General features: G+C 72.3%; 20 protein-coding genes. 2 read left to right on the top strand and 18 right to left on the bottom strand.

What is annotated here, in order from left to right:
- Positions 1–172: 172 nt before the first annotated feature.
- On the bottom strand, positions 173–1,693 hold the full coding sequence (locus tag EV284_RS20565) for an FG-GAP-like repeat-containing protein (protein WP_165425590.1): 1,521 nt from the start codon (positions 1,691–1,693) through the stop codon (positions 173–175).
- Between the two features lie 385 nt (positions 1,694–2,078).
- Between EV284_RS20565 and EV284_RS20560 the strand changes: the two genes are divergently transcribed.
- Positions 2,079–2,906: a DUF4253 domain-containing protein gene (locus EV284_RS20560; RefSeq protein ID WP_130336196.1), complete on the top strand. Its 828-nt coding sequence runs from the start codon at positions 2,079–2,081 to the stop codon at positions 2,904–2,906.
- Positions 2,907–3,047: 141 nt separating this feature from the next.
- Here the strand turns inward: EV284_RS20560 and EV284_RS20555 are convergent, their stop codons facing one another.
- The 4 genes from EV284_RS20555 to EV284_RS20550 form a co-directional block, all read right to left on the bottom strand.
- Positions 3,048–3,533, bottom strand: a complete 486-nt coding sequence (locus EV284_RS20555) for a DUF427 domain-containing protein (protein ID WP_130336194.1) — start codon at positions 3,531–3,533, stop codon at positions 3,048–3,050.
- A gap of 152 nt (positions 3,534–3,685) precedes the next feature.
- Positions 3,686–3,814, bottom strand: coding sequence for a hypothetical protein (locus EV284_RS33575; RefSeq protein WP_278045853.1), 129 nt, complete (start codon positions 3,812–3,814; stop codon positions 3,686–3,688).
- Positions 3,815–3,822: 8 nt separating this feature from the next.
- Positions 3,823–3,945, bottom strand: coding sequence for a hypothetical protein (locus EV284_RS33570; RefSeq protein WP_278045852.1), 123 nt, complete (start codon positions 3,943–3,945; stop codon positions 3,823–3,825).
- 182 nt (positions 3,946–4,127) lie between these two features.
- The gene (locus tag EV284_RS20550) at positions 4,128–4,688 is read right to left on the bottom strand and encodes a hypothetical protein (RefSeq protein WP_130336192.1); all 561 of its coding nucleotides are present in this window, start codon (positions 4,686–4,688) and stop codon (positions 4,128–4,130) included.
- Between the two features lie 316 nt (positions 4,689–5,004).
- On the opposite strand from EV284_RS20550, the gene EV284_RS20545 reads away from it, so the two are divergent.
- Positions 5,005–5,454 carry a spore-associated protein gene (locus EV284_RS20545; protein ID WP_130336190.1) on the top strand — a complete coding sequence of 150 codons (450 nt, stop codon included), beginning with the start codon at positions 5,005–5,007 and terminating at the stop codon, positions 5,452–5,454.
- 79 nt (positions 5,455–5,533) lie between these two features.
- On the opposite strand, the gene EV284_RS20540 is transcribed toward EV284_RS20545, so the two are convergent.
- The 13 genes from EV284_RS20540 to EV284_RS20480 all read right to left on the bottom strand — a co-directional run bounded on the left by EV284_RS20540 (position 5,534) and on the right by EV284_RS20480 (position 21,254).
- On the bottom strand, positions 5,534–6,565 hold the full coding sequence (locus EV284_RS20540; RefSeq protein ID WP_130336188.1) for a sugar phosphate isomerase/epimerase: 1,032 nt from the start codon (positions 6,563–6,565) through the stop codon (positions 5,534–5,536).
- Between the two features lie 88 nt (positions 6,566–6,653).
- Positions 6,654–8,069, bottom strand: a complete 1,416-nt coding sequence (locus EV284_RS20535) for a nucleotide pyrophosphatase/phosphodiesterase family protein (RefSeq protein WP_130336186.1) — start codon at positions 8,067–8,069, stop codon at positions 6,654–6,656.
- Positions 8,066–9,235: a metabolite traffic protein EboE gene (gene eboE / locus EV284_RS20530; protein ID WP_130336184.1), complete on the bottom strand. Its 1,170-nt coding sequence runs from the start codon at positions 9,233–9,235 to the stop codon at positions 8,066–8,068. The genes EV284_RS20535 and eboE overlap by 4 nt, the downstream gene beginning before the upstream one ends.
- Before the next feature lie 3 nt (positions 9,236–9,238).
- A complete protein-coding gene (locus EV284_RS20525; protein WP_130336182.1) occupies positions 9,239–10,114 on the bottom strand; it encodes a TatD family hydrolase in 876 nt (291 codons plus the stop codon).
- A complete protein-coding gene (locus EV284_RS20520) occupies positions 10,114–10,782 on the bottom strand; it encodes an EboA domain-containing protein (RefSeq protein ID WP_130336180.1) in 669 nt (222 codons plus the stop codon). Before EV284_RS20520 ends, EV284_RS20525 begins: the two co-directional genes overlap by 1 nt.
- Before the next feature lie 76 nt (positions 10,783–10,858).
- Entirely contained in the window at positions 10,859–11,851 is a 993-nt protein-coding gene (locus EV284_RS20515) for a sugar phosphate isomerase/epimerase family protein (RefSeq protein ID WP_130336178.1), read from the bottom strand.
- Positions 11,848–12,753 carry an SCO3242 family prenyltransferase gene (locus EV284_RS20510; RefSeq protein WP_347402199.1) on the bottom strand — a complete coding sequence of 302 codons (906 nt, stop codon included), beginning with the start codon at positions 12,751–12,753 and terminating at the stop codon, positions 11,848–11,850. Before EV284_RS20510 ends, EV284_RS20515 begins: the two co-directional genes overlap by 4 nt.
- 14 nt (positions 12,754–12,767) lie before the next feature.
- Entirely contained in the window at positions 12,768–13,886 is a 1,119-nt protein-coding gene (locus EV284_RS20505; protein WP_130336174.1) for an inositol-3-phosphate synthase, read from the bottom strand.
- 79 nt (positions 13,887–13,965) lie between these two features.
- Complete coding sequence (locus tag EV284_RS20500; RefSeq protein WP_130336172.1) at positions 13,966–15,294, bottom strand: ThuA domain-containing protein; 1,329 nt, start codon at positions 15,292–15,294, stop codon at positions 13,966–13,968.
- A gap of 14 nt (positions 15,295–15,308) precedes the next feature.
- Positions 15,309–17,786: a PQQ-dependent sugar dehydrogenase gene (locus EV284_RS20495; RefSeq protein WP_130336170.1), complete on the bottom strand. Its 2,478-nt coding sequence runs from the start codon at positions 17,784–17,786 to the stop codon at positions 15,309–15,311.
- Between the two features lie 150 nt (positions 17,787–17,936).
- Positions 17,937–18,935, bottom strand: a complete 999-nt coding sequence (locus tag EV284_RS20490) for a sugar phosphate isomerase/epimerase family protein (RefSeq protein ID WP_130336168.1) — start codon at positions 18,933–18,935, stop codon at positions 17,937–17,939.
- Between the two features lie 20 nt (positions 18,936–18,955).
- Positions 18,956–20,143 (bottom strand): Gfo/Idh/MocA family oxidoreductase, encoded by a 1,188-nt coding sequence (locus EV284_RS20485; RefSeq protein WP_130336166.1) that lies wholly within the window; start codon positions 20,141–20,143, stop codon positions 18,956–18,958.
- 58 nt (positions 20,144–20,201) lie between these two features.
- Positions 20,202–21,254, bottom strand: coding sequence for a substrate-binding domain-containing protein (locus EV284_RS20480; RefSeq protein ID WP_130336164.1), 1,053 nt, complete (start codon positions 21,252–21,254; stop codon positions 20,202–20,204).
- Between the last annotated feature and the right edge of the window lie 12 nt (positions 21,255–21,266).

Here is a 21,266-nt window from a genome sequence, read left to right as displayed (position 1 = left end):
TTAGCCCTTGCACTTAACCTCGCCGGGTGAAGTTCACGTGTCGGTACGACGTGCGGTGACGGGGCGCGGTCGTGGAGGCCGACGGTGAGTGCCGGCGCTGGTGCGGAGCCGGTCCGGGACCGGACTGCGGGACGGCGTGGGTGACGGTGTCCCGCGGTCCGGCCGGGCGCGGCTACCAGGTGTTGGAGTTGATGACGGACGCCTCAAGCGAGCCGTCCAGGACGCTGCCGAGCCGGGGTATGCCGGTGGTGTCCATCTTCAGGTGACGGGCCTTGATCTCGGTGGCCCCGTCGGTGCCGATCCGCCCGCTCCCGTCGGTCCCGGTCACCGACGGCAGCACGGTGACCGTGCCGTCCCCGTTGTCCTGGCCCAGGGCGCCGACGACCAGATCGGCTCCGCCGCTGTTGTCGAGGTCGGTCAGCAGGGCGGCGGAGCCGAACTGCGCCCACAGCGGGGTGCCGGGGACCCCGTGATTGCCGGGGTAGAAGTACTGCGGGGCCGTAGTGGTGTCGACGCCGCCGCGGGAGCCGGCCAGGACGGTCACCGTGCCCACGCCGTAGTGGACCTGCCCCCAGAGAGTCAGGCTCTCCTGCCGGGCACCGATGGCGAGGTCGAGCCGGCCGTCGCCGTTGACGTCGCCGAGGGCGACCGAGGAGCCGAACTTGTCCCAGTTCTCCGAGTCGCCCGGCACATTGCCGGACTCCTCGGAGATCGTCTGCGTGCGGGACGAGGGGCCGCCGGCCGCACCGTAGGTGACCTGGACCTGGCCGCCTATCGCCCCGCCGGGCTTGCTCCGCGCCCACCAGATACCGGTGACGATGTCCCCGTAACCGTCCCCGTCGATGTCGCCGATCGCCCCGGCCACACCCCCCGGCATCTTCTTGGCCACGGTGCGCGAGGGACCGGTGGACGTACCCGGCACGAAGTAGTTCACATTGTGATACTTGCCGTCGGTCCAGAGGGTGGGGCTGTAGCCGTCCACCATCAGGTCCGCGCGGCGGTCCCCGTCGACGTCACCGGCGGTGAGGTTGATGATGCCGGCCTCCGGCGCACTGCGCAGCGGCAGGACACGGGTGGCGAGCGCACCGGCCCGGCCGCCGCGCGAGATGCCCTTGCGGAAGACGTAGAGGGTGGAGCCGTTGGTCCCGGCGGCCAGGTCGGTGCGGCCGTCCCCGTCGAAATCGCCCGCCGCCAGCGCGGCCCCGAACCGGTCGTGCGCGGCCGGCGCCGGATCGGGGACGGTGGAACCGCCCCGCAGGCCCGTCGCCGAGCCCCACAGGATGGTGACCGAACCGCCGTTGACGTCGCTGCCCACGTCCTCCAGCGGAGCACCGACCGCAAGATCGGTGTAGCCGTCACCGTCGAAGTCCCCGGGCGCCGTGGCCGCCCCGAAGAGGTCACCGTTCTCGGCGCTGCCCGGCACGTTCGCCGAGTCCTGGTCGAGCGTGGCGGTACCGGCGGCCGTCACACCCCTGGCCGAGCCGTAGAACGCGGTGACCGCACCCGCCCGCCACTTTCCGTGCACCCACCCCGCGGGAGTACCCGCGGCGAAGTCGGCGTAGCCGTCGCCATTGAAATCGACGCGGGACAGCCCACCGGGCCGAGCCGGTGCGGCGGCCGCCGTAGCGGCCAGAGAGCCCGTCAGCGCGGCCACGAGCGCGGTGGCGATGACAGTGCGGTATCGGTACTTCACCCGAAAATCCCCAACCATTCAGCGAGAGTTGTCGCCGAGGAGACCCCCAGGGCACCCGAACGGTTGCACGGACAACTCAAGATCACCGACCCACACCCCGGCACCGGCCCGAACCACGGGGCCGCGCGTGCACGCTGAACCGGTGAGCGCCCCGGCTGCGTTGCCGTCGGCGAGGGCGACGGCCAGGTCATCAGGCTCCCCGGAATCAGGACCGTGGTCCCGGCAGAGGTCCTCGTTCCGTCGCCACCAGGGCCGTCGTGGCCACGCCGTCCAGGACGGGCGTCCACGCTGAGCTGGGTGTCCTCCGCGAGGTGGGCCGTCCTCTCTCATCATGGTGTCTGCCCACAGCCGAGGTCTGTCGGTAGGTGCCGTTACCTTCACCGTCATGACGACACCTTCCAAGCCGCTGACGCGGCTGTTGACCGACCCCGTGGGGGCAGTACCGGGGCTAAGCCTGCCGCCGGGCTCACTGGTGATCGAGACCAACGGTGGTCCTTGGCCTGAGCCGCTGCTTTGGGTCGCCGACGAGGTCGCAGCACCTGGAACATGGGCCGAGTACCTGCCGGCCCGGTATGCCGGGCTGCGGCCCGTGCTTCTCCAGGACGAAGCCGGTCTCGAGGAGTGGTGGGACGGCCAGCTGGATCCCGGCATGGTGTCGGACCCCGACGTCCACCGTGCCGAGGAGGTCCTCGAGGACCTTTGGAGGTCCGCGGCGTCGGAGACCGAGGACGACGAGGACGACGAAGACGCGGGCGAGACCATAGCCCCGTTCACCGGCAGCTGGCCTGGACTTGCGTCGCCAGGGCGGACGGCGGCAGATCCGGAGGTGACCGCTGCGGACGTAGCCCAGGCCTTGGTCGGACACTCGCTCATGAGTCCTCGGATCGCGTTGGTCCCGGTGGGCCGGGCCGCGGACCTCCCCGCGGCCATCGGCTGGTCAGGGCCGGTCAACTACGAACACGACGTGGCACGGCTGTGTGCCGTTCTCCGTTCCTGGGAGGACCGCTTCCACGTTCGGGTGATCGCGCTGTCGTACGCACGGCTGGACCTGTCGGTCGCGGCCCCTCCGCGGACGCTGGAGGAAGCTCTCGCGGTCGCCGCGGAGCACTTCGCGTTCTGCCCTGACAACATCTGGCAGGGATACGAGAGCATCCGGGAATACGCGGAGGATGCTCTGGTGGGTAAGGCCCACTGGACGTTCTGGTGGGACTGAAAGGCTTGTGGCTGTTCCTCCTCGCTGGCAAGAACACGGCTCAGGGCTGCCCCGGGACCGCATTGGCTCGATGCATCGCGGCCGGCGTGCCGGACAGTTGCCGGGGGCTGCTCCCGGCGCTGAGACCCCGGGTCGGCAGACTCACCACAGTGCCGTGCCCGGCCCGCCCTTGAACGGGCCTTCGATCTCGGCGGTGATCCAGCCGCCGTAGAAGTCACCCTCCTGCGCACGCACGACCTCGCCGTCCACCGTGCAGAGGTCGACGTGGGTCGGATAGAAGGCGATGTGGTCGGTGAGCCGTTCGTAGCCGCTGGTGGGAGCGGGGTAGCTCCAGGCGGCGCGCCTGCGGATGCCGGGGCCGGGGGCCAGGTCCCAGTACACCGCCCGCCCCTTCCACTCGCACCACGTGCTTCCGCGCGCCGCGAGCAGCAGATCGGTGCGTACGTCCTCGGGAGGGAGGTAGAAGACGGGCGGGTGCGAGGTCTCCAGTACGCGCAGGGCACGGCGCGTGTCGGCGATTTCGGTGCCGGCGCACTCGACCCGGATGCGACGGCCGTCGGAGCGGATCGCGGGAGGCCGGGGGTAGTCCCACACCGACTCGGTCCGGGGCGGTGAGTGATCGGGCATGGTGCCATCGTGCGTCCGGCAGCTGGCGTGCGCCTCCCGCGTCGTTGCTGCGTCGCTTCCGTCGCTGGGCTCGGCACCCCTGGGTTGAAGAGGCCGGACGACGGCCGGGGGGATGCTCGGGGCCACCGGGCAGCTGCCGAGCGAAAGGGCGGTCATGCAGGTGGTGACGCGATCTGCGCGTTGACGTCCCAGTTGTTCCGGGCGCTGGGGTTGCCGCCGGACTCGCGCATGATGTTGCGGTGCAGGCCCTCGTAGCTGCCCGGCATGCCCTTGGCCTTCATGACGGTCGCTACTGCCTGATCCAGCTGTCCAGACTCCCGGACGCCCCGGTGGCGGCCTGCGGAGCGCTGTGGGCGGCCGTGGTCGCGTGGGCGGCCTGCGGAGCGGTGGCGGCGGAGGCCGATGTCGGCACCAGCCTCACCGCACCCGCGGCGGCACCCACGATGGCCTGGCCGGTCAGGAGAGGTGCCGATATGGGCCCTTCGCTGCCGCCAGGAAGGGGGAGCCTCCTACGACCCGCGACAGGACGTGAGCTGCCTCCTATGAGCACCGTCACCCCCACTCCCCCTCTCGGCGCCGTTCGGTGAACCTGGTTCAGGCCCCCGAACCGCCGCCGGCGGCACCGGGGGCCACGCCGTCCGGCTGCCCGCTCCCCAGGGCATCCCGCATGGTGCGGAGACGGCGGTCCTGGCGGTTGCTGCTCCAGACCATCCACCCCATGAACGCGACGCCGAACGCGACGAAGGCGACGGTCTGAAGGGGCTGCGCGGTGAGCCCGACGAGCACCGCGACCGCGGCGAAAAGGGCCACCAGGAAGATCAACGCCGCCACACGATGCCGGGTCTGGCGCAGGCGTCGCCCGACGATCTCCCGCATGGCCTCACGGTCCTCAGGGGCGGACGGCACCTCCCCCGTACGCAGCCACCGTTCCACGCGGACCAGACGGTCCATGGAACCACCCGCGGCCCTCTTCTCCTTCCGGCGCCTGGCGAGTGCGAAGGCGATCCCGGCGGCCGAGTAGACGCAGGTGCGCACCAGGACCGCTCCGAGCGAGCGGCCCGGAAGCAGCACCCAGGTCACCAGGCTCGCCGTGACCACGCCCAGGACCACCGCCGCCCACACGTTTCTGATGAAGAACTCGTTGATCCGCCCCACGATCAGCCTCCTTGGCCTCCCCCGCAGCCCGGTGACCCCCACCGCTGCGGCCGAACCAACGCCTACCCCCTCTCATCGCACACAGGCGTCAACTCCTGCCTCCGCGACGGTATTTGGCCTCGGGGCGCCGAACCGGCACGGTCGCCGGACGCGTCAGGGCGCCGCCCCAGCCGACCGCGCCCACGGTCGGCCCGGCGCGCGAGAGGCCGTTCCCTCCCTCGATCGGGCTTTCCTCGAAGACCGGTACAACCATCCGGATGCGTCGCCAGTCAGACCAGTCAGGAGCAACGAGTTCCTACTGCCACAAGGGGGAAAAATGCGATCCAACCGTACTGCCCTCACCGTCGGTGCTCTGGCCGCGCTCGCGCTCGGGGCCGGCACCGCGCTGGCCGCGCCGGCGTCCGCCGCGCCCAACACCACTCCGCAGCAGGTCTGCGGGAGCAGCTACCGCACCGTCAACTCCGCGGCCGTCGGCTCGCTCGGGACCGTCTACCTGACCTACAACGCGTCCAACGGCAAGAACTGTGTGACCACCATCCGCAACAGCCCCGGCACCGCGGTCGAGATGTCGGCGTGGGTCTACGTCGCCGACACCGGCCAGGGCGACGACGACTACGGCAACTTCACCTCGTACGCCGGTCCGACCTACGTCTACGGCAAGGGACACTGCGTCGACTGGGGCGGCCAGATCAAGAACGTGTACGTGCAGGTCTCCGGTTCCAACTGCGCGTCCCTGAAGGAGAAGCGGTCCACCTACACCCGCTGATCCGCGGCCACGCACGATGACCACTCGCTCCGGCGGAGGCTTCACGCTCCCGCCGGAGCGAGTTCGCGCGTGGCGACCGTCAGCACTTCTCGCGCAGGGAGTGCAGGTACGCGCTCGAACGCCGCGCGAAGCTCAACGAGTCCGGCGGGCTGTCGTGCTCCGTCTGCCAGTGGTGCGCCAGGCGTTGGCCGCGCAGGTGGGTGACGGTGGAGATGAAGCGCTGGTAGTCGATGTCACCGTCGCCGACGTCCGTCATCCGGTAGCCGAACTCGTTCGTGGGATCGCTCACGCCGTCCTTGACGTGGAAGAGCGGGTAGCGATGGGGGCGGGCGAGGACGTAGTGCAGCGGGTCGAACGGCGCGGGCGTGCCGTCCGGGCGCTTGGAGAAGCGGAACTGGCCCGCGTAGGCCCAGTAGATGTCCATTTCGAGGTAGACGAGGTCGGGGTCGGTTTCCGCCAGCAGGACGTCGTAGAGGCGGACCTCGGGGTGGTCGGTGGCGAAGGCGAACTCGTCCGAGTGGTTGTGCTGGTAGAACTTCATGCCGCGCGCCCTGGCCGCCGCGCCGTAGGCGTTGAACTCGTCGGCGGCGCGCTTCCAGGCGTCGACGGTCGAGCCGTACCGGAACGGGCCGGAGGCGGTGCCGATGTGCTTGAGGCCGAGGGTCTGGGCGTCGTCCAGAACCTTCTCGAGGTTCTGGGCGAAGGTGTAGGCGTTCGGGTCGTCGGAGTAGTAGCCGACGTGACTGCCGATCGGGGTCAGACCGTGTTCCCTGGCCAGGCGCCGGAGGCGCGGCAGGGTGATGGGGCCCGCCGAGCCCTGGGTGTAGCCGGCGAACTCGATCTCGTCGTACCCGTACCTCTCCAGTTCGGCGAAGACGGGGGCGAACCCGAGGGTCCCGATCTTGTCGCGCAGGCTGTAGAGCTGGATGCCGAGCCGGCCGGGGGGCATGACGGGACGGCCCCGGCCTGGGGCGGGGGCGGCGGTCGCGGCCGAGGCGGGGCCGGCGGCGCCCAGCAGGGCGGCGGCCGTGGCGCCCGCGGCGACGCCCAGCATGCCCCTTCTGGTCAGCCGATGGGTCAGTTCGGAGTCATGGTGCGAAATGCGGCTCATGCGGGAACTCCGGGGTGTGGGAGGGCATTGTCAGTGGTGGGTGCTTCACTGGGGACCAGGCACACGAGACGGGTGTCATGAGGGCTCGTCAGGTGAGTCCGGCGAGTCGGAGCAGGAGTGACTTCACATCGGTGGCCGCGAGGCGGTCGCCGACGGTACGGGGGGTGGAGCAGATGAGGAGTGGACCGTCGTCGTCGCTCGCGGGAAGGCGGCCGTGGCTGCCCCGGATAGGTGACGGGTCCAGGGGCACGACCGCCATGCGGTAGCGCAGGCCGAGCTTCTTGCGGGCCAGCGCGGCCGCCGCCTTGACCTTGACGTAGGGGTCCAGGGGGTCCATGAAGAGTTCGACCGGGTCGTAGCCGGGTTTGCGGTGGATCTCGACGAGCCGTGCGAAGTCGGGTGCGCGGGCTTCGTCGAGCCAGTAGTAGTACGTGAACCAGGCGTCCGGTTCCGCCACGGCGACGAGTTCGCCGGAGCGCGGGTGGTCGAGGTGGTACTCCTTCTTGCCCTCGTCGTCGAGCAGTTGCGCGATGCCCGGCAGGCCGGTGAGGGCGGCGCGGGTGGCGTCGAGGTCTTCGGGACGGCGTACGTAGACGTGGGCGATCTGGTGGTCGGCGACCGCGAAGGCACGTGATGCCATCGGGTCCAGGTACTCCATGCCGTCCTGCTCGTGCACCTCCAGCAGGCCGGCGCGGCGCAGCGCGCGGTTGATGTCCACGGGGCGTTCCACGCGGGTGATGCCGTACTCGGACAGGACGACGACGGTACGGCCCTCCGCGCGGGCGTCGGCCAGGAGGGGCGCGGCCGCTGCGTCCAGGTCGGCGGCCGCCCGGAGGGAGCGGGGGTCGTCGGGGCCGTAGCGCTGGAGGTCGTAGTCGAGGTGAGGGAGGTAGCAGAGGGTCAGGTCGGGGCGGCGGGTGCGCTGGATGTGGCGGGTCGCGTCGATGATCCAGCGGCTGGAGGCGAGGCCGGCGCCGGGGCCCCAGAACTGGAAGAGGGGGAACGTGCCGAATCGGGCCGTGAGTTCGTCGTGCAGGTCGGGAGGGCGGGTGTAGCAGTCGGGTTCTTTGCGGCCGTCGGCGTAGTAGACGGGACGGGGGGTGACGGTGAAGTCGGTGTCGGCGCCCATGGCGTACCACCAGCAGATGTTGGCCACGGTGTAGCCGGGGTGGGCGCGGCGGGCGGCGTCCCAGAGCTTGTCGCCGGTGACCAGGCCGTTGTGCTGGCGCCACAGCAGGACATCGCCCAGTTCGCGGAAGTACCAGCCGTTGCCGACGATGCCGTGCTCGGCGGGTGTGGTGCCGGTCAGGAAGGTCGACTGGGCGGCGCAGGTGACGGCGGGCAGGACGGTGCCGAGGTGCGCGCGGGAGCCCTGGTCCGCGAGGGCGCGCAGATGGGGCATGTGGGCGAGGAGGCGGGGCGTGAGGCCGACGACGTCCAGGACGAGCAGGGGGGTGGGGCGGCCGGGCGAAGACTGGGCGGGGGCCGCCGGGTGATCGGTCATGGCAGCTCCTTCAGGCCGAGGTCGGTGAGCAGGTCGCGGGCGAGGGAGAGTTCGGCGGCGATGCCGTCGGTGAGCTGGGCCCGGGTGCGCGGGCGCAGTGCGGCGGGGAGCGCGTGCCAGGTGTAGGTCTCGACCTCCAGGTGGCGGGTGAGGGGGTGCGGGCCGCCGACGAGCCGCGTCAGGGCGGTGGCGAGGACGGGGAGGGTGGAGGCGAGGGGCGCGGCGGGGGCCGCGTGCAGGGGGACGTGGACGTGGGTGCGCCACGGGGTGGAGTGGGGCAGGGAGCCGTCCTGCAGGGCCTCGCCCAGGTCGTCGGTGCCCTGTCGGCCCGTGGCGGTGAGGGCGCGGGTCTGGTGCAGGAAGCGGGGCTCGTCGAACGCGGTCAGGGCTTCACGGACGTCCGGTCGGTGGGGGTGCTCGGCGTGCAGTGCGGCGGAGAGCTGGGATTTGACGATGGGCACGCCGGCTCGGGCGAGGGCGTCCAGGGCGGTGCCGGGATCTTCGAAGGAGGTGGCGAGGTGGCAGGTGTCGACGCAGATGCCGATGCGGGGGTGGGCGATGTCGGCGAGGGGGGTGAGGGCGTCGGCGGTGGTCTCGATGACGCAGCCGGGTTCGGGTTCGAGGCCGATGCGGAGGGAGCGGCCGGTGAGATCCGCGAGGGCGTCGAGGCGGTCGCCGAGGGTGCGCAGGGCGGTCAGGGCCGTCTCCATGCGCGCCGGTGTGGCGACGGTGCGCCAGGCGAGCGGCAGGGTGGAGATGCTGCCCTCCGCGATGTCGTCGGGCAGCAGGCCGGTGAGGATGCGGGCCAGAGCCGTGGTGTGGCGCAGGCGCTCGGGGTCGGCCCAGTCGGGTTTGTAGACGCGGTACTTGACCTGCTGGGAGCCGAAGCCTTCGTACGGGAAGCCGTTGAGTGTGACGACCTCCAGCCCGCGCCGGTCGAGTTCGGCGCGGAGGGCGGCCAGCGCGCAGGGGTCGTTCTCCAGGGCGAGGGCCGCGTCCTTGGCGAGCCAGAGCCCGATGCCGAGACGGTCGCGGCCGAGGCGGCGCCGGATGGGCTCGCAGTGTTCGCGGAGCTGGGCGACGACGGCGTCGAGGGTCTCGGCGGGGTGGACGTTGGTGCAGTAGGCGAGGTGGACGAGGGAGCCGTCGGGGTGGCGGAAGCGCACGGGTCACTCCTGTCCGGCGGGGGCGGTTTCCTTGGGGGCGCCGCGGAGGATGGTGTTGCCTTCGTGGGTGGCTCCGGTGGCGTCGACGGCCAGGTCCAGCCGTCCGCTGAGGCCGTAGAAGGCGACGGGGTTGCGCCACAGGACGCGGTCGACGTCGTCCTCGGTGAAGCCTTCGGCCAGCATCAGGTCGGCCACCCTGCGGGTCTTCAGGGGGTCGCTTCTCCCCCAGTCGGCGGCGGAGTTGACCAGGACCTGTTCGGGGCCGAAGGCGCGCAGGACGGCGACCATACGTTCCTCGTCCATCTTGGTGTCCGGGTAGACGGAGAAGCCGAGCCAGCAGCCGCTGTCCTTGGCCTCCTTGACGGTGGTCTCGTTGAGGTGGTCGAGCAGGACCCGTTCCGGGGCGAGCGCGGAGTCCCGCACGGCGTCCAGGGTGCGGCGCAGACCGGCGGCCTTGTCCCGGTGGGGGGTGTGCACGAGGGCGGGCAGGCCGTGGTCGGCGGCGAGCTGGAGCTGGGCGGCGAGCGCGGTGTCCTCGGCCGGGGTCATCGAGTCGTAGCCGATCTCACCCACGGCGACGACGCGGTCCTTGACGAGATAACGGGGCAGCTCGTCCAGGACGGGGGTGCAGCGGGGGTCGTTGGCCTCCTTGGGGTTGAGGGCGATCGTGCAGTGGTGGGCGATGCCGTACTGGGCGGCCCGGAAGGGTTCCCAGCCGAGGAGGGAGTCGAAGTAGTCCAGGAAGGAGGCGGTGGAGGTGCGGGGCTGGCCGAGCCAGAAGGCGGGCTCGACCACGGCGCGGACGCCCGCGGCGCGCATGGCCTCGTAGTCGTCGGTGGTGCGCGAGGTCATGTGGATGTGGGGGTCGAAGAGACGCATCAGGACTCCTTGCCGTGGGGGCCGCCCTCGGGCGCGCGAAGCGGCGGGGCTGCTGCGGGGGCGGTCAGGGCCAGGACGCGGTGCAGGTCCTCGGGTACGGGGCGGCCCGCGGCGGTGCGTTCGGCGGCGAAGTCGGCCAGCATCCGGGCGAGTTCGCCGTCACCGTGGGCGCGGGCGGCGAGCTGGGCGGCGCCGGCCACGGGTACGCCGGTGAACAGGCACTTCAGGATCGCGTGCCGCCAGAGGTGGGCGCTCAGATGCCGGGCGGCGTAGGGGCCGAGGGCGGCGGTGAGGAGGCGGGTGTCGTTGGTGCGGAGGGCGTCCTCGACGAGCGGGAGGGCTTCGGGTCCCGGTACGAGGCGGGGCAGGGCGTGGAGGACGGCTCGGCGTTCCTCGGCGGTGCCTCGGTGGTAGACGCGGGCGAGCTCGGCGAGGGTGGGGTGGGCGGCTTGGAGGATGAGGACGCGGGCTGTGTCGGCGTGAGGGGGACCGCAGCGGCGCGCGGCTTCGGCCAGGCGTAACTCCGTGGTGGGGGTGATGCCTTGGGCGGCTTCGCTCAGGGCTTGGTCGAGCCAGGCTCGGGCGCGGGGTGTGAGGCGGGAGCCCAGATCGCTCGGGAGGGGGGTCGTGTCGGCGGTGGCCGGGGTGCTGGGGGCGGAGTGGGTCATGGCGTGGTCCCTTCCGTGGGGGCGGAGGGCTGGGTGGAGGGGGGTGCTGTCGGGGGGCTGCTTGACGGCGTTGCCGCTATGGCGTCTGAGGGCCGGGTGGTACCACCGGGACGCCGCCCGAGAACTCTGAAGCCGGGGCGGACGGCACCGGACCGTTCATGCGTGGTGAGGAATCCGTGCGGGCTGCGGCCGCGGCTGCGGCTTCCCTGAGAAAGGGCAGGGAGGCTTCGGCGTAGTGGGGGCCCGCGTGGGAGTGGCGGGGTAGTTCGACCACGGTGAGGGCGCTGTAGCCGGTGGCGGCCAGGGCCGCGAGGACGGCGGGGAAGTCGATCTCGCCGTCTCCGAAGGGCAGGTGTTCGTGGTGGCCGCGGCGCATGTCCTCGATCTGGACGTGCCGCAACCAGGGGGCGGCGGCGCGGACGCAGTCGGCGGGTGGGAGGGGTTCGAGGCACTGGCAGTGGCCTATGTCGAGGGTGAGGCCGAGGTGGGTGGGGTCGCCGAGGGCGTGGCGCAGCTGGTGGAAGTCGGCGAGGGTGGCGAGGAGATGGCCGGGTTCGGGCTCGACGGCCAGGGGGATGTCGGCGGCGGTCGCGGCCTCCAGGACGGGGGTGAGGGCGTCGGCCAGTCGGTTCCAGGCCGTCGCCTCCTCGGTGCCGGGCGGGAGGGTGCCGCTGAAGCAGTGCACCGCGCGGGCACCCAGGTCGGCGGCCACCCGTACGGCTCGGAGCAGCAGGTCGGCGCGGCGGGACCGGTCGGCGGGGTCGGGGTCGAGGAGTGAGGGGCCGTGTTTGCGGCGGGGGTCGAGCACGTAGCGGGCGCCGGTCTCCACGGTGACCTCCAGTCCGAGCGCGGCCAGACGGCGGCCGACCCGGCGGGTGCGGGCGGCGAGGTCCGGGGCCAGGGGGTCGAGGTGCATGTGGTCGAGGGTGAGGCCCACGCCGGCGTAGCCGAGGTCGGCGAGGAGGGCGAGGGCGTCGTCCAGGCGGAGGTCGGCCAGGCCGTTGGTGCCGTAGCCGAAGCGGAGGGGTACGGGGGCGGGCCGGGCGGCCGGCGCGTTCGCGGGCGTCATGTCACGCTCACCTTCTTGGCGAACCGGGCGGCCAGGGGCGCCAGGGCCGCCGTGATCAGAGCGCTGACCGGGGCACCGGCGCGGGCGGAGAGCGCGGCCTGGAGCGGGATGGTGGCCCGGATGCCGCCGCCGACGGCCTTCTGGGTGAGCTGGGGTGAGGGGTTGAGGGCGGCGTGGAGGTACGGGCGGCCGGCGGTCGCCGCGTAGGCGACGGCGAGGGCTGCGCGGAGGGGGTTGGCCGGTTCGTGTCCGAAAGCCCTCGGCTGCCGTGCCCGCACCGGAATCCGAGTGCCGCCGGTCCTGCGGCCAAGGCCCCGTACCAGCGCGCCCGTGGCGGCCAGTGCCGTCAGGGCGGTGAGCGGAGAGCCGCCCCGGGTCTCGTGGCGGGAGACGGTGGTCACGGCCAGGGTGTGGGTGCCGAGGAGGGCGGCGGAGGAGAGTGCGGGGCGGACGCCGCCGGAGACGGTGGCGGCGCCGAGCAGGAGGTCCAGGGCGCGGGCCGTCGCCATGGCGGCGGGGCCCACCGGGGTGCGTTTCAGGCCGAGGTCGTAGGCCCATACCGTGGCGGCGAGTGGGGCGGCGACGGTGAGTGCCGGACGGCCGGCCCGTGCGGCGAGGGCCAGGCCGGCGGCAGTCAGGGCGCAGGCCGCGGTGAGGGCTGCGGTGGGGCGGACGCGGCCCGAGGGCAGGGGGCGGTGCGGGCGGTCGGCGGCGTCCTCGGCGCGGTCGGCCCAGTCGTTGAGGGCCATGCCCGCCTCGTAGAGGCAGAGGGAGGAGGCGAGGGCCCACAGGGTGGGCGGGCCAGGGCGGCCGGAAGCCGCGGCCGCTCCCGCCAGTACGTCGCCGGGGACGGTGAACAGAGCGGGCAGGCGCAGGAGTTCGGCCCACGCGGAGACACCCACCCGCCCCTCCCCCGTCACCGCGTCTCCCCCACCCGCAGCCGAGCCGCGAGGTCGCCCAGTGCGACGTACTGCTCCCCGAGCCCCGCGGCTCCCTCCCCCACCGGGTCCTTGAAGTAGAACCCCAGCTCACCCACCGCTCCCGAGACCCCCGCCTCCCGCGCCCGGAGCATCAGCCGGGCCAGGTCGAGGACCAGCGGTGCGGCGAGGGCCGAGTCGCAGCCCTGCCAGATGGTCTGGAGGACCATGCGGGTGCCGAGGAAGCCGTCGAAGGCGATGTGGTCCCAGGCGGTCTTCCAGTCGCCGAGGGCGGGGACGTCGTCGATGTGGACCTGGCCCTGGACCGGGGCGCCGAGGGTGTCGGCGAGGACGCGTTCCTTGCCCGCGTTCTTGGCGGCGGCCGCGGCCGGGTCGGCCAGGGCCGCGCCGTCGCCGCCGCCGAGCAGGTTGGTACCGGACCAGGCGCGGACGTCGAGGGCGCGCCTGGCGAACATCGGGCCGAGTACCGAGCGCAGCAGGGTCTGGCCGGTCTTGCCGTCCCGGCCGGCGTACGGCAGGCGGCTCCGCGCCAGGGGTGCGGCGAGGGACGGGTGGTGGAGGCCGGTGGAGGGGGTGAAGTTGACGTAGGGGCAGCCGGCGCGGAGGGCGGCGGCCGCGTAGAGCGAGCTGGGCGGGAGGGTGTCGCCCTCGGCGGCGGGCTCGGTGGAGGCCACGTTGACGACGACCGTTCCGGCCGGGGCCCGCCGTGCCGTGAAGTCGCGGATGTCGGCCGTGAACGCCTCGATCAGCTCCTCCTGGTCGCGGTCGTCGTGGCGGAGCGGGCCACCGGGGCGGATCTCGGAGTCGGCGGCCGCGAGTTCGGCGGCCACCGCGGAGGGGAGGCCGTGCGGGAGGACGCCGCCCGCGGCGAGTTCCTCGGCTCGTTTCGGCAGCGGGCAGTCCAGCGTGTCGTGGCCGCCGAAGACGAGGGAGGCGAGCCCCGGCAGGCCGCAGTCGGCGAAGAGGGGTGTCTCCGTGAGCATGCCGGACGGTGGGTGCAGGCCGGCCGACAGCGCGGCGCAGCCCGCGACCGCGGTGGTCGCCACCGAGCCTCGGGCGCCGATGAGCCAGACGCCGGCGGGACTGGACGTAGACATGGTCGGCCTCCTTGGGGGCGTGCTGGTCAGGGACGGGAGACGGCGGGCGGGGCTACGGCGTGCCCCGCCCGCCGTCGCTTCAGCGCCCCCGCACGGGCAGTTCCTTGATCCGGACGTCCCGGAACGACACCTGGTCGTCGGCACCGTGGTTCTGGATGCCTATGTGGCCGTCCCGCAGACTGCGGGCGGGGTCGGTGTTGGTGAAGTCGTTCACCGGCACCCCGTTGAGCCAGATCCGCAGACGCTCGCCCTCGACCCGGATCTCGTAGGTGTTCCACTCCCCCGGCGGGTTCAGCGCACGGTCCCGTGCGGCCAGGTCGGCGGACTGGAAGCCGTACACCGAGCCGGTGGTCTTCTCCGGGACGTCGGTGGCGTCGATCTGGACCTCGTAGCCGTTGTCCACGGCGGACCAGGGGTCGTCGGAGGGCGGGAAGCCGACGAACACGCCCGAGTTGCCGTCCCCGGTGATCTTCCAGTCGAGCTTCAGGGAGTACGACGAGAAGCCCGAGGCGGCGTACCAGAGCAGGCCCATGCCCCCGGACGAGGTGAGCGTGCCGTCGGCGGACAGGGTGAAGGAGCCCGGTCCCGCCTGCCGCCAGCCGTCCAGCGAGGTGCCGTCGAAGAGGCGGCGGTAGCCGTTCTCCGGGCGGCAGTCGGCCTGGGCGGCGCCGGTGGCCCAGCGGAGACCGCCCAGCAGGTGGGCGCGGAAGGCGGGGTCGGCGTAGGAGTCGCGGGTGTGGCCGCCTCCGGTGTAGAAGGCGCGGCCGCCCTGGTAGCTCTGGCACCAGGCGATCGGGTGGTCGCCGCTCATGGTGCCGCCCGTGTACGAGGATTCGTCCAGCGAGGCCAGGACGTGGGCGCGTTCGCGCGGGTTGGAGCGGTAGTTGTACCACTCGTCGGTGCGTTCCCACCGGACGGGCAGGGCGGCGGTCGAGGGGTGGGCGTGGTCCTCGACGACGACCGTGGCGGGCTGGATCGCCGGGTGCGAGTCGAACCAGGCTCCGGCGAGGCCGCCGTAGAACGGCCAGTCGTACTCGGTGTCGGCGGCCGCGTGGACGCCGACGTAGCCGCCGCCCTGGCGGATGTAGCCCTCGAAGGCGCGCTGCTGGGCGGAGTCGAGGACGTCGCCGGTGGTGGAGAGGAAGACGACGGCGTCGTAGCGGCGCAGGTTGCGGGTGGTGAAGGCGGTGGCGTCCTCGGTGGCGTCGACCGTGAGGCCGTCCGTCGCGCCGAGCTGCCGTACGGCCGCGATGCCGTCGGGGATGGAGTCGTGGCGGAAGCCGGCGGTCTTGGAGAAGACCAGGACCCGTCCGGTCTCGGCGGGCTTCGCGGCGGCCGGGCCGGTGACGCAGCCGAGCAGCAGTGCGGCGCCCAGGGCGGTGGTGGTGAGCAGGCGTGTGGTGCGCATGGGGTGCCCTCCGCTCAGCCGGTGGTGAAGGTGAAGTCGTCCACGTCGAAGAGGGCGCCGGTGCCGCCCTTGAAGACGAGGAAGAGCGTGGTCGTGGCCTTCGGCGCGCGGGACAGGCCGGCGCTGACGTCCTGGAAGGTCTCCCAGCCGCCCGTCACCGGCACGGTGGCCTTGCCGAGCAGGGTGCCCTTGGCCGATCCGGCGCGGATCTCCAGGGTGCCGCCGGCACCGCCGGAGGAGACGCGTGCGGAGATCTTCTTGGCGTTGCCCAGCGCGTAGGGGGTGAAGGAGATCCAGTCTCCGGAGTGGATGTCGCCGACGGTCTTGCCGCCGTGGGCGGTGTCCTTGGACTGGAGGGTGACGCCCGAGGAGCCGGTGTAGTGCTCGGCCTGGCGGTGGCGGGGCTGGGTGACGTTCTGGTCGTGGGAGGTGAGAGCGGCCTGGCCGCCGCCTCCGTTGTCGGTGTACTCGGCGTCGAACACGCCGAAGATGTCCTCGTTCTCGTCGTGTCCGCCGTCGGCGGTGGTCTGGATGGTGCCGGAGCAGCCCTTGGCGGAGGTCAGCGGGTGGCCGTGGGTGTCGTGGCCGAGGATGAAGTGGACGGTGACCTTGGAGCAGTCGATGTCCTGGCCGTCCTCGGGGTCGGTGACCCCGACCGTGAAGGGGACAGCGTCACCGAAGCTGAACAGCTGTCCGTCTTGCGGGAGTCGCAGGGTCACGGTGGGGGCGGTGTTGCCGACGACGACGCGTACGGCGGCGCTGCCGGTGCGGCCGGAGGGGTCCTTGGCGGTCAGGGTGGCGGTGTAGGTGCCGTTCTGCCGGTAGGTGTGGGTGGGGTTGGCGGCGGTGGAGCCGGTGCCGTCGCCGAAGTCCCAGTGGTGGGTGAGGGTGTCGCCGTCCTGGTCGGTGGTGCCGGCCGAGGAGAAGCGGACCTTCAGCGCGGCCTGCCCGGAGGTCTTGTCGGCGGCGGCCACGGCCACGGGCGAGTGTCCGCCGGTGGCGTTCTCGATGCGGTAGAGGGCGGAATTGTCGTCGCCGCCGAACCAGGCCGTGCCGTAGTCCAGGACGTACAGCGCGCCGTCGGGGCCGAAGGCCATGTCCATCACCTGGGTGCCGGTCCAGGGGAAGGCGTTGATCGACTGCACGGCACCGTCCGCGCCGGTCTCGATGCGCTTGATCCAGCGGCGGCCGAACTCACCGGCGAAGAAGTCCCCGTCGTAGGCCTCGGGGAACTTCACGGGCGAGTCGAGGGCGGGGTCGTAGTGGTAGACGGGGCCGCCCATCGGGGACTCGGAGCCATCACCGAACTCCGGCACGGACGCGCCGTCGTAGGGCAGCCAGGCCGCCTGGGCCGGGGGCAGGTCGGTGAGGCCGGTGTTGTGCGGGGAGTCGTTCCTCGGTGCGGCGCAGTCGAAGGCCGCGCCGGAGGTCTTCGTGGCGAAGTCGTAGTCGACGTAGGCGTCGTTCTTCCCGGTGCAGTAGGGCCAGCCGAAGTTGCCGGGGCCGGTGACGCGGGCGAACTCGACCTGTCCGCCGGGGCCTCGGGCGGGGTCGGCGGCACCGGCGTCGGGGCCGTAGTCGCCGACGTAGAGGACGCCGGTCTCCTTGTCGACGCTGAAGCGGAACGGGTTGCGGAAGCCCATGGCGTAGATCTCCGGGCGGGTCCTCGCGGTGCCGGGGGCGAAGAGGTTGCCGTCGGGGACGGTGTAGGAGCCGTCGTCCCGCACCTTGATCCGCAGGATCTTGCCGCGCAGGTCGTTGGTGTTGCCGGCGGTGCGCTGGGCGTCGAAGGCCGGGTTGCGGTCCGCGCGTTCGTCGATGGGGGTGAAGCCGTCGGACTGGAAGGGGTTGGAGTCGTCGCCGGTCGACAGGTAGAGGTTGCCGTCCTTGTCGAAGTCGATGTCGCCGCCGACGTGACAGCAGATGCCGCGCGAGGTCGGCACCTCCAGGATCTTCTTCTCGCTGGCGGCGTCCAGGGTGCCGTCGGCCTTCAGGACGAAGCGGGAGAGCCGGTTGACGCCGTCGAAGGGCGCGAAGTCGGCGGCGGTGCCGGTCTCGGGGGCGTCGCCGGACGGGGTGTCCATGGGGGGCGCGTAGTAGAGGTAGACGAACCGGTTGTCCGTGAAGTGCGGGTCGACGCCGACGCCTTGCAGGCCCTCCTCGTCGTGGGAGTAGACGGCGAGCTTGCCCGCGGTGCGGGTGGTGCCGGTGGCGTCGGTGAGGCGGAGCTCGCCGTCGCGGGAGGTGTGCAGGACCGAGCGGTCGGGCAGGACGGCGAGGCTCATGGGCTCGCCGACCTCCGCCTCGCCGCGGGCGAGGGTGACCTGCTGGAAGTCCTCGGCGGCGGCACCGTCGCGGTCGGCGGCGGCAGCGCCGGGGGCGGTGAGGGCGGGGGTGGCGCCGATGAGGAGCGCGCCGCAGGCGAGGGCGAGAGCGGTGCGCAGGCGTGGTCGGCGGCTCGGAGTACCGGTGGGGCGGTCGTTCCCGTGCACGGATGCCTCCAGAAGAAGCGGGTTGTACGGGCGGGTGGGGGTGCGCCGGGATGCGCCGTCATCCCGGTGGGGAGAGTCGGGGACCGGTGGGGAGTCGGTGGGCGGTGGGGAGTCGGTGGGCGGTGGGGAGTCGGTGGCCGTTGGGGAGCGTCAGTGGCCGAACGCCGCGTCGAACGAGGCCGACGGCGGGTCGAAGTCGTACGCCTTGAGGCGGGCCAGGGCTTCGGGGGCGCCCTGGAGCCGGTCCATGCCGGCGTCCTCCCACTCGACGGAGACGGGCCCCCGGTAGCCGATGGAGGCCAGCATCCGGAACACGTCCTCCCAGGGGACGTCGCCGTGTCCGGCCGAGACGAAGTCCCAGCCCCGGCGCGGGTCGCCCCAGGGGAGGTGGGAGCCGAGCCGGCCGTTGCGGCCGTCCAGGCGCTTGCGGGCCTCCTTGCAGTCCACGTGGTAGATCCGGTCCCGGAAGTCCCACAGGAAGCCGACCGGGTCCAGGTCCTGCCACACGAAGTGGGAGGGGTCGAAGTTGAGCCCGAAGGCGGCCCGGTGTCCGACCGCCTCCAGGGCCCGCCGCGTCGTCCAGTAGTCGTAGGCGATCTCGCTGGGGTGGACCTCGTGGGCGAACCGCACGCCCTCGGCGTCGAAGACGTCCAGGATCGGGTTCCAGCGCTCGGCGAAGTCCTGGTAGCCCCGCTCGATCATCGTCTCGGGGGCGGGCGGGAACATGGCGACGAGGTGCCAGATGGCGGAGCCGGTGAAGCCGACGACGGTGCCCACGCCGAAGGCGGCGGCCGCCCGGGCGGTGTCCGCGATCTCGGCCGCCGCCCGCCGCCGTACGCCCTCGGCGTCGCCGTCGCCCCAGATCCGGGCGGGCAGGATCGCCTGGTGGCGTTCGTCGATGATGGCGTCGCAGACGGCCTGGCCGACCAGGTGGTTGGAGACGGCCCAGCACTTCAGGCCGTACTTGTCGAGGAGCTGATGGCGCGAGGCGAGGTAGGACGGGTCCGCGAGAGCCTTGTCGACCTCGAAGTGGTCGCCCCAGCAGGCCAGTTCGAGTCCGTCGTAGCCGAAGTCGCGGGCGAGGCGGCAGACCTCCTCCAACGGCAGGTCGGCCCACTGACCGGTGAACAGGGTGAACGTACGCGGCATCGGGCAGCCCTCCCGGGACTTCAGACGATCGGGGTGTACACGGAGTTCTTCGCCGCGCTCTCCTCCGCGGCGGCGAGCACCCGTTGGACCTCCAGGCCGTCGGCGAACGAGGGAACCGGCCTGCGGCCCTCGGCGATGGCGTGCACGAGGTCGCGGGCCTGGTGGACGAAGGTGTGCTCGTAGCCGAGGCCGTGGCCCGGCGGCCACCAGGCGTCCAGGTAGGGATGGTCGGGCTCGGTCACCAGGATGCGGCGGAACCCGGCGTGCGCGCCCGGTTCGGTGCCGTCGTGGAAGGACAGCTCGTTCAGCCGTTCCAAGTCGAAGGCGAGGGAGCCTTGTTCACCGTTCAGCTCGATGCGCAGGGCGTTCTTGCGGCCGGTGGCGTACCGCGTCGCCTCGAAGGAGGCCAGCGCGCCGGAGGCGAACCGGCCCGTGAACACGGCGGCGTCGTCCACCGTCACCGGGCCCGAGCCGCCCTCGGGCAGGGGCCGTCGGCGTACGAAGGTCTCGGTGAGCGCGGACACCCCGGCGAGCCGCTCCCCCGCCAGGTACTGGGCGACGTCGATGACATGGGCCCCCAGGTCCCCGAGCGCGCCCGAACCGGCCGCCTCCTTGCGCAGCCGCCAGGTCAGCGGGAACTCCGGGTCGACCAGCCAGTCCTGGAGGTAGCTCACCCGGATGTGGCGCAGGGTGCCGAGCCGCCCCTCGGTGATCATCCTCCGGGCGAGGGCGACGGCGGGCACTCGGCGGTAGTTGAAGCCGACCATGGCCAACTTCCCCCGGGTGTACGCCGCTTCCGCCGCCTCCGTCATCGCCTCCGCCTCCTCGACGGTGTTGGCCAGCGGCTTCTCGCACAGCACGTGCTTGCCGGCCGCGAGCGCGGCGAGGGCGATCTCGGCATGGCTGTCGCCGGGGGTGCAGATGTCGACCAGGTCGACGTCGTCGCGGGCGATCAGCGCGCGCCAGTCGGTCTCGGTGGCCGCCCAGCCGTGGCGCTCGGCGGCGGCGCGGACGGCGTCGGCGTCCCGGCCGCACAGCACGGACAGGACCGGTTCGCGGGGCAGGTCGAAGACGCGGCCCGCCGTCCGCCAGCCCTGGGAGTGGGCGGCGCCCATGAAGGCGTAACCGACCATCCCGATGCGCAACGGCGGCTTGTCCTCGACGCCGGGCCGGGTGCCGTCCCCTGCTGAACTCTGCGGCGCTGCCATGCGGTGGGTCCTCTCCTCGTCCTCGTACGGGGTGCCGTGCGGGTGGGGCGGGGGCCGGTCACCGGAAGCCGGTGGGCATGTACCGCTCGACGTTGTCCTTGTCGACGACGGCGGAGTAGAGCGTGACGGAGGCCGGGATCTCGTACTCGGCCATGCCGCCCACGCCCTTGCCCTGGCCGAGTGCGCGGGCGAGGTCGATGGCGGAGGCGGACATGGTGGGCGGGTAGAGGACGGTCGCCTTCAGCACGCCGTCGTCGCGCTTGATGGCCTGGAACGCGGAGAGCGCGCCGGCGCCGCCGACCATGAGGAAGCCGTCCCGGCCCGCCTGTTCCACGGCACGCAGCGCGCCCACGCCCTGATCGTCGTCGTGGTTCCACAGGGCGTCGAACTTGCGCTGCGCCTGGAGGAGTTGGGCCATCTTGGCCTGGCCGGACTCCACGGTGAAGTCGGCCGCCTGGCGGGCCACCTTGCGGATGTTGGGGTAGTTCTTCAGGGCGTCGTCGAAGCCCTTGGTGCGCTGCTTGGTCAGCTCCAGGTTGTCCAGGCCGGCCAGCTCCACGACCCGGGCGTCGGGGGTGTCCTTGAGCTTCTCGCCGATGTAGTGCCCGGCGTTCAGGCCCATGCCGTAGTTGTCGCCGCCGATCCAGCAGCGGTACGCCTGGGGGGTGTTGAAGACGCGGTCGAGGTTGACGACCGGGATGCCGGCGCGCATGGCCTTGAGGCCGACCTGGGTGAGGGCCTTGCCGTCGGCGGGCAGGACCACCAGGACGTCGACCTTCTTGTTGATGAGGGTCTCGATCTGCCCGATCTGGGCGGCGGTGTCGTTGGAGCCCTCGGTGATCTCCAGGGTGACGTCGGAGTAGGTGCGGGCGCGTCGCTTGGCGTTGTCGTTGATGGCGTTGAGCCAGCCGTGGTCGGCCTGTGGGCCGGCGAAGCCGATGGTGACGTGCTTGCCGGGCTTGTCGTCGGCGGGCCGGTCCTCGGCGGCGGTCTTCTCGTCCTTGGGTTCGTTGCTCGTGCACCCGGCGAGGAAGGCCCCGGCGCCGACGGCGGCGGTGCCGAACAGGAGCCCTCTGCGGCTGGTCAGGGATGTCGGTGCGGTCGGTCGCATGGCGGTGAACCC

This window comes from Streptomyces sp. BK022 (genome assembly GCF_004217355.1).
Classification (GTDB): domain Bacteria; phylum Actinomycetota; class Actinomycetes; order Streptomycetales; family Streptomycetaceae; genus Streptomyces; species Streptomyces griseoluteus.
This window is presented reverse-complemented; position numbering and strand designations above follow the sequence as displayed.